The sequence below is a fragment of the Piscirickettsia salmonis LF-89 = ATCC VR-1361 genome, assembly GCF_000297215.2.
Classification (GTDB): domain Bacteria; phylum Pseudomonadota; class Gammaproteobacteria; order Piscirickettsiales; family Piscirickettsiaceae; genus Piscirickettsia; species Piscirickettsia salmonis.
The window spans coordinates 1-7,626 of the sequence record NZ_AMFF02000002.1 but is presented as its reverse complement, the minus strand read 5'-3'; the positions used below and the strand labels follow the sequence as shown (position 1 = coordinate 7,626).

Annotated in this window: 7 protein-coding genes and 1 tRNA gene; 5 read left to right on the top strand and 3 right to left on the bottom strand. The window is 40.3% G+C overall.

Annotated features, from left to right (window positions below):
- Positions 1–186 precede the first annotated feature (186 nt).
- The 3 genes from C200_RS00055 (at position 187) to C200_RS00045 (ending at position 2,360) form a co-directional block, all read left to right on the top strand.
- Positions 187–1,764 carry a sensor histidine kinase gene (locus C200_RS00055; RefSeq protein WP_016211270.1) on the top strand — a complete coding sequence of 526 codons (1,578 nt, stop codon included), beginning with the start codon at positions 187–189 and terminating at the stop codon, positions 1,762–1,764.
- A gap of 54 nt (positions 1,765–1,818) precedes the next feature.
- Positions 1,819–1,894 (top strand) — tRNA-Thr (locus C200_RS00050).
- 97 nt (positions 1,895–1,991) lie between these two features.
- Complete coding sequence (locus C200_RS00045; RefSeq protein WP_016211272.1) at positions 1,992–2,360, top strand: hypothetical protein; 369 nt, start codon at positions 1,992–1,994, stop codon at positions 2,358–2,360.
- 117 nt (positions 2,361–2,477) lie between these two features.
- Here the strand turns inward: C200_RS00045 and C200_RS00040 are convergent, their stop codons facing one another.
- Complete coding sequence (locus tag C200_RS00040) at positions 2,478–3,263, bottom strand: DUF748 domain-containing protein (protein ID WP_016211269.1); 786 nt, start codon at positions 3,261–3,263, stop codon at positions 2,478–2,480.
- Positions 3,264–3,567: 304 nt separating this feature from the next.
- On the opposite strand from C200_RS00040, the gene C200_RS00035 reads away from it, so the two are divergent.
- Positions 3,568–4,512, top strand: a complete 945-nt coding sequence (locus C200_RS00035) for a L,D-transpeptidase family protein (protein ID WP_016211271.1) — start codon at positions 3,568–3,570, stop codon at positions 4,510–4,512.
- An 18-nt stretch (positions 4,513–4,530) separates the two neighbouring features.
- On the opposite strand, the gene C200_RS00030 is transcribed toward C200_RS00035, so the two are convergent.
- On the bottom strand, positions 4,531–5,715 hold the full coding sequence (locus tag C200_RS00030) for a DesA family fatty acid desaturase (protein WP_016211268.1): 1,185 nt from the start codon (positions 5,713–5,715) through the stop codon (positions 4,531–4,533).
- 115 nt (positions 5,716–5,830) lie between these two features.
- On the opposite strand from C200_RS00030, the gene mutM reads away from it, so the two are divergent.
- Complete coding sequence (mutM, locus tag C200_RS00025) at positions 5,831–6,664, top strand: bifunctional DNA-formamidopyrimidine glycosylase/DNA-(apurinic or apyrimidinic site) lyase (protein WP_016211273.1); 834 nt, start codon at positions 5,831–5,833, stop codon at positions 6,662–6,664.
- 57 nt (positions 6,665–6,721) lie between these two features.
- On the opposite strand, the gene C200_RS00020 is transcribed toward mutM, so the two are convergent.
- Positions 6,722–7,300, bottom strand: a complete 579-nt coding sequence (locus tag C200_RS00020) for a hypothetical protein (RefSeq protein ID WP_032126228.1) — start codon at positions 7,298–7,300, stop codon at positions 6,722–6,724.
- Positions 7,301–7,626: the final 326 nt, after the last annotated feature.

The following is a 7,626-nucleotide window of genomic DNA, read 5'->3' as shown; positions in this document are numbered from 1 at the left end:
GTAGCTCTTTATTCATTCCTGATGAAATCCCTGTATCTATCAGATTTCATTATACATTGTTTATCATGTCAGTGCGTAAGGTGAGATTTTTATAGAAAATTCCAAAAAAATTAAGAGATAAATCCTCAAACACTTTTATACTATATATAACAAGATAAAACAGAACAGGTAGTATGACGAGACCACATGAGAATTAATACTCGAATTTTACTGGTGTTATCCTTACTGTTAATATTAATTGCCATTTTTGGCTTTAGTTCTTATTTAGGTATGCGCGAAGTAAACAACGATTGGCAAGAATATCAAAACACTACTCGAAGTAAAATAGATTTGTTAAATAAACTAGAAGATGCCCTGGGTTTTCATGGTATGATCGGCGCTTATCGTGATTATATTCAACTTCAAAATAAAGCAAACCTTGATACGTTTGATCAAACATCTATCGAGGCACTTAATTTAATCAGACAATACCGTAAAATGCAGCAATTAACACGTGCAGAGCAATCTAATTTATTTACCTTAGAGGCACTCGTCAGAGACTACCAAAAATTAGTTAGGAATATCAAAGTAAACCCCAACCATACCCCGAACAACAACGCTATATTGACCAACTCAAATGAACAAAATAAAAAAGACAATAGCTCACTTTATTTTAAAACTAAAAAAACATTATATAAAATAATTAATGACCAAAGTTATATGCAGAGCCAAGCAATTAATGAAAAAATGGCTGAAGTCACAGGTATTGTCGTTATTGTCGGCCCACTGATTGTTTTTGTTTTAATCGGTTTATCATTAATGCTATTTTTTTATGTAGTAAAACCCTTACGCAGCCTAACCTTAACAGTTAGAAACATTGCTAATTATGGCTATTTAGAATATCCAGATTTAATTCATAGTCATGATGAAATGGCCGATATTGCCTTATCTTTGCATTTGATGGTTAAAACGTTAGAAGATATTACTGAAGCTGCTGAGCTTATTGGCGCAGGCCAGTACAATCAACAGATTACCCCACGTAGCGATGATGATGCATTGGCCCATTCGATCAATACCATGAGCCGTCTCCTATATGAAAAACATATTGACTTGCAGCACAGTTATAATGAGCTTGAGCATTTTGACAAGGCAGCATCAGCAGAGCTAAAAGATCCCATGCACATGATGTTACTGCATATCGAATCACTGCAACAAGAAAAGCACTTAAGCCAACACGGTTTAGAGTCTTTGCGCTCAATTAATGATATTGCCAAACGTATGCATCTTTCCATGACAGATATCCTAGAATACTCACGTGCAAATGCAAATTTTATTGAAGAAGAGATTGAAATAACCGACTGCATAGAAGATGCCTTGCATGCCACACACAAAGCCATCAGTGCTCAAAAAGTAAAAGTTACCGTTGAGTTTCAATCAGCAAAAGCAATAGGCACACACGCATTACTCACTATGCTCTATCAGCATTTAATCGAAAATGCCTTAAAATACCATGCAGGCAAGCCAGAGATTATCTTTACCTTCGATACTACTGGCAAACATCCTGTTTATGGCGTAAAAGATCATGGCCTTGGCATAGACCCACAATACACTGACCAAATTTTTACTGCATTTACCCGCTTGCATACTCATAAGGAATTTGAAGGCAGCGGTATTGGCCTTGCCACCTGTCGACGCATTGTCCTCGCACATCGTGGTGATATTTGGGTAGAGTCCGCAGGCCTTGGCAAAGGTTGCCATTTTAAATTTACTCTCAATGAAAACTAGTAATAAAATTAAATAGTTGACAGATGACTAAAACTTGGTAGAATTCCCGCTATTGCCGGTATAGCTCAGCTGGTAGAGCAACTGATTTGTAATCAGTAGGTCCCGAGTTCGACTCTTGGTGCCGGCACCAGATATTCAAAGCCTAGTTAGGCCTTATTTTTCTCATAGCCTGTCTTTTACTCCAGGAAAAATCGGCCCTCCTGTGTTATGGTTACAAAGGAGGGTCAATGAAAATCCACTGTTTACCTACACATTTTTCAGTTTGTCGCTTTAAAGTTGGCACGCCTTTACCTGCGCTTAAAAACTTATCGTTTTACTCGCTTAGTAGCGATAGTGAAGGGCTAAGACTGGTACTCAAAGAACAAGATATGCCAAAGCGCATTCGCGGTGTGGATCATGGCTGGTGCGCCCTACACTTTACTGACGAAGATGATAATAGCGAGCAATGCTTAAACCTACTATGCTCACGCTTAAATAGCGAACAGATTGAAAGTTTTGTCGCGCCGACTTATGAGATGAATTTTTTATTTGTACAGCAACATAATTTAGAAGCGGCATTGGATGTCATCGAAGATTTAGAATATCAGTGGGCTTAACAATTAATTTTATTGTTTTTGAATTATAAATCGACCCATCTAACTAGCTAGCTAATCACTTGCTAACATTAAATGAGTCAGTGGGTCTAAAGTTAACGCTATTTACCTTATTATTTATTAGGGATTACCTAATAAATTATTTAATAACCCACTCGCCTTCTCTTTCAACTTAGTCTTGACTCGATCAAGACCTGCCTGCGCTACCGCCTGACCCGAGTTTGCTACTAATACATTAATAATTTGCTCGGTCACTTGATCTGGCGTTAAACCTGAGCCACCTGTACCAATATTCGTTAAGCGGATATTCGGCAAGGACAGGGTTTTTTCTTTTGATTTTAATAGCGGCGAGATCACTTTCACCTGCCCTGCTAAAATTTCTAATTCTTTAATAATAAATTTTTTCTGATTTTTTGCCGCTACTTTAGCCTGAGAGGGCTCTTGCTGAGTCACACCTGAATTTCTTTGATTGCTTTCATTATTCTTTGCTTGCTTACTAGCAAAATAGCTTTGAATATTTTTTTGAATTTGCTGAAGATTAGAGCGCGATGACCCTTCTTTCATCTCATAAAGAAGATACGGATCCTTAATAATAACCTTATTGAGCACAATCGTCTGCTGGGTTGCGCTACTTGGGTCTAAATTCACCATAATATCTTTAAAAGAAATAGCATTGGCCTGACTAAAGCCAGCAGGATTACTCATGGTAAGTCTGCTTAAACTCACTTGACCTTCTTTTAAGCTTGTTTTCAAGCTACCTAATGTAACCGTCGTCCCTGTGGTCTTAGAGCCTATTTTTTCTACAGCGCTGCGCAAAATACTATCCATATGACTAAATAAGAAATAACTCCCAACGACCAATAATAAAATCACAATAATAAGACTATAAAAAATCTTTTTCGCCACAACCCTCTCCTTTATTTACTGTATTAATTAATCACAACACTCTCTTTCAGACTATCGATTATAAACCCTTGATCACAACAAGCCAGCCTTAAAACATCAAAAGCAAAAAATATTTTAAACTTATTATTTCATAAAAACTTATCTTACTAATGAAAACAGCTGAATGATTTTTATATACCCACCTGCGAACTTATCATCAAAAGCAGACCTCTAAGACATAAAGGCGTTATAAAACGCTAAATTAAAGCGCTTTTATTTAAAAGCCTTTTAAAAGCAAAACAAGAGGCAATTTGGGGATAGCAACATGGGGATCATCACTCAAAGGCATAACACTGTCGCAGGTATCGCTCTGTTCACTAGCAGCATTTTCTGTACAAGCGCAGCGACTGCATTTACATTGCCTATCTCATCACATAACACTAATGATGTCGTCGGCTGGCAAGTGATTACTTACTCCAAAGCAGGCGATACGCCATTAAAGATTGCACAGCGCCACAGCATCAGTATCCAGCGCTTGCAAGCACTCAACTCCAAGGTGCGTCATTGGCAAAAACAACGTATTTACTTGCCCTATCAAGTCATCCTTCCACAACTAATACAACAACAACAATCCAAAATTACCGTTAATCTTGCCGAAAAGCGTTTATATTACTTTAATGCAAAAAGCCAAGTGCTTTCTGTCTACCCCGTCTCCATTGGCCGCGAACACTGGCGCACGCCAACGCCAACAAAAACAACCTATATCATTCACAAAAAGAAACACCCGACCTGGAATGTTCCTGCATCAATTCAGCGCTATTATCGCGCGCAAGGTAAGTCACTCCCTAAACAGGTACCTCCAGGACCTGAAAATCCACTGGGCACCCGCGCACTGTATCTTGGCATTACCGGCATCCTCATTCACGGCACCAACCAACCCGCCAGTATTGGCACCGCTTCCAGCTCTGGCTGCATACGCTTATATACCAATGATATCGAACATCTATACAAGCAAGCCGGTGTAAACACCCCAGTAAAATTGATCTATCAGCCCTATAAAGTCGGCTTTAATGAAAATGTGCTCTATATCGAAGCTCACCCAGTCATTAGCGATTACGATAAAAATAATCAACAACGTCAGATTATTATTGAAAAATTACAGAACATGACCAATAACTCTAAACAGTTACAAGTCAACTGGAGTTTAGTCGATAAAGCAATCAATGAGGCCGCGGGCATTCCCGTGCCCATCGGTAAGCTATTTTATTGATTTTATTAAGACAGAATTTCAGTGAGACTGTGTTGTCAAGACATAGCCACGCAAATAGCTCACAAACTCCTGCAAGCGCTGCTCTCCAGACGCCTCGGCTTGTGAGCACCATTGTTTTAGCGCGTCTAAAACGTCTTTTTGATTACTGGCTTTTTGCGTCCAAATCGCCTGCAATTTAGCACGAAATTGATACACTAAATCCAGTGCTTTTGATGAAATTAACACCTGCTCTAAAGCTTGATGGTCAGCATGGCTAAAAAAGCGCTGATCGCGCTTTAATAATTTAGATGCGGTGCTATTAAGTACACTTTCACCCTGACGCGCACGCTCAGCCTTAAAGGTCGGCTGCAAAACATCTTTTTGATATTTGGATAATAGCTGCAAACGGTTTTGGATGACTGCTTTTAACGTTGCATTATCCACTTCAGATTTTCCAGCAACACAAGCGCCACGAGGAATACGCTTTTTCACATGCGCAAGCTGACACACTTCCAGCAGACGAATATACATCCAACCAACATCAAATTCCCAAGGCTTCACCGAAAATTTCGCCGAGCTAGCATAGGCATGATGATTATTATGAAGTTCTTCACCACCAATTAAAATACCCCAAGGAGAAACATTTGTTGAGGCATCAGCCGCTTCAAAATTACGATAACCAACATAATGACCGATGCCATTAATAACGCCAGCCGCAAAAAAAGGAATCCACATCATCTGAATGGCCCAAACAGCAATGCCCGGCACTCCCAACAACACAATATCCAGTATCAGCATAATGATAATGCCTAAATAACGAAAACGGCTATATAAGTGACGCTCTAGAGTATCATTTGGCGTCGCATGGCCAAATTTTTCCATCATTTCAGGCTGTGTTTGAATGGCATGACGATACAGATCAGCACCTTCCCACAAGACCGTTTTAATACCATAGGTTTTTGGACTATGTGGATCTTCTGCGGTTTCACAATGTGCATGATGCTTACGATGCACAGCAACCCATTCTTTCGTGACCATGCCAGTGGTTAGCCATAACCAAAGACGAAAAAAATGGCTCACCACAGGATGCAAGTCCAGCGCACGATGGGCCTGGTGACGATGCAAGAATACAGTGACAGCAACGATAGTCACATGGGTGAGCAATAATACGGCGATAATATATCCCCACCAGGGCAGGTTTAATAAACCGTAAAATGAAAGCATATAAAATTCCTCAACTTAGCTGTTCAACTAGAACATAAAACATTTACCATGATTATGCCAGCGCTCATGGTACAATAAGCCCCATCTATTGAACACTATAACATGAAAGACAATTATGCCTGAGCTTCCAGAAGTAGAGACTAGCTGCCGCGGCATTGCTCCGCATATTCAAAATCAAAAAATACAGCGCGTCACCATACGCCAGCAGCAGTTACGCTACCCAGTATCCGTACAGATCACCACAAAAAAACTTAAACAACAAAAAGTCACGCAAGTCAGTCGACGCGGCAAATATATTCTTCTTGAATTAGACCACAGCGCTTGGCTAATGATCCATCTTGGCATGTCTGGTAATCTACGCATTCTTGAAGATACAACACCTGCGGGCAAACATGATCATATTGAAATCCAATTTGCCAATCAAAAAATACTCCGCCTAAATGATCCTCGCCGTTTTGGCTGCTTTCTCTGGACAAATGATCTTGCCAATCATAAATTATTAAAACACTTAGGCATCGAACCATTAACACGTCAATTTAATGCAAACTATCTCTATCAAGCAGCACAATCACGTAAAATTGCCATTAAAACCTTGCTGATGGACAGTCAAGTTGTCGTTGGTGTCGGTAATATTTATGCCAATGAAGCACTGTTTCAAACCGGCATTCACCCAAGTACCTATTGCCATGTTTTAACGACAAACCAATGTGCAGAACTTACTCGCATTATTAAAGCGATTTTAAAACAAGCGATCAAAGCCGGCGGCACCAGCCTGAAAGACTTTACCAACAGTGATGGCAAACCCGGTTATTTCAAGCAAAAATTATTTGTCTATGGCCGCAGCAAAGAACCATGCTTAACCTGCCAAGAAGATATTCAGCAATTTCGTCAAAATCAACGCAGCAGTTTTTTTTGCCCATGCTGCCAACCAGAACCCAAAACGATGTAAGCTTTATCTTTAAAATAAGCGCTCACTTACTTGCTTTTATCGCTCACAGAACCCGCATCACGCAACTGTCACTCCCCAAGGCAGCACCCTTTTAATACGCGCAGATGTTGCACTAATCAATTGCTGCGCTTTCGCTGTTGAGACCATAGATAAAGAAACAAAGTAATTCACCGGAGATTGCACGTCGGTTTCTTGCTCTTTCCCCACATAAATTGCCAACTGGCTATCGGCTGCTAATATTTCTAAATCCCCTTCTATCGTTTCTTTATCAGTATTAAACGACGAATAAAATGCCTGAGCATTTGCGTCATAATCATAGCTTGCAAATTCAATCAACACATCACTATTAAAATTATTTTGCTCGATATAGTGAGCTAACTGTTGCTGATTGCTCACCGACAACCTAAAATCTATGGTAATCGGTTGGACTTTTGCTGTCTCTTGCCAAAATAAATCACTGATCACCCCAACATGTTTCGATTTCACGCCCTCAACAGGAACCTCTACATCAATATCTGCGCTTAACTCTAAGTCACCGATACGTAAATAATTAATATAACCAAAACGTCGATGAATATTAGCATTCACATTAAACCCCTGTGCCACACAGTATGCTTGCGAATAATTTGCCACCATGACTTCACTCCTTAACGTAAGCGTCGCTACCTCGGTAGGTATTTTGCACATCCAATGATGCAAAATCGCCGAGCAAAACGCGACGACTATAAACCCTCGGCTGTCCGCGTCACACAGCGTTACGTGCCTTGAATCGGCACACTCCACTACTGTGCTCTCACATGACTCTACGGTTCGTATAGATTTTTAGACACTCGTTACGCTTGCTACAGACCTAACGGCCTTTCGCAACTCCGCTCTGCTAAAAACCCGAACCTACCTCGGCCTACTCACCCCGTGCTTAGCACTCCATGGCTCGCAGCGATTGCAAAAAACTTGTTGGACCG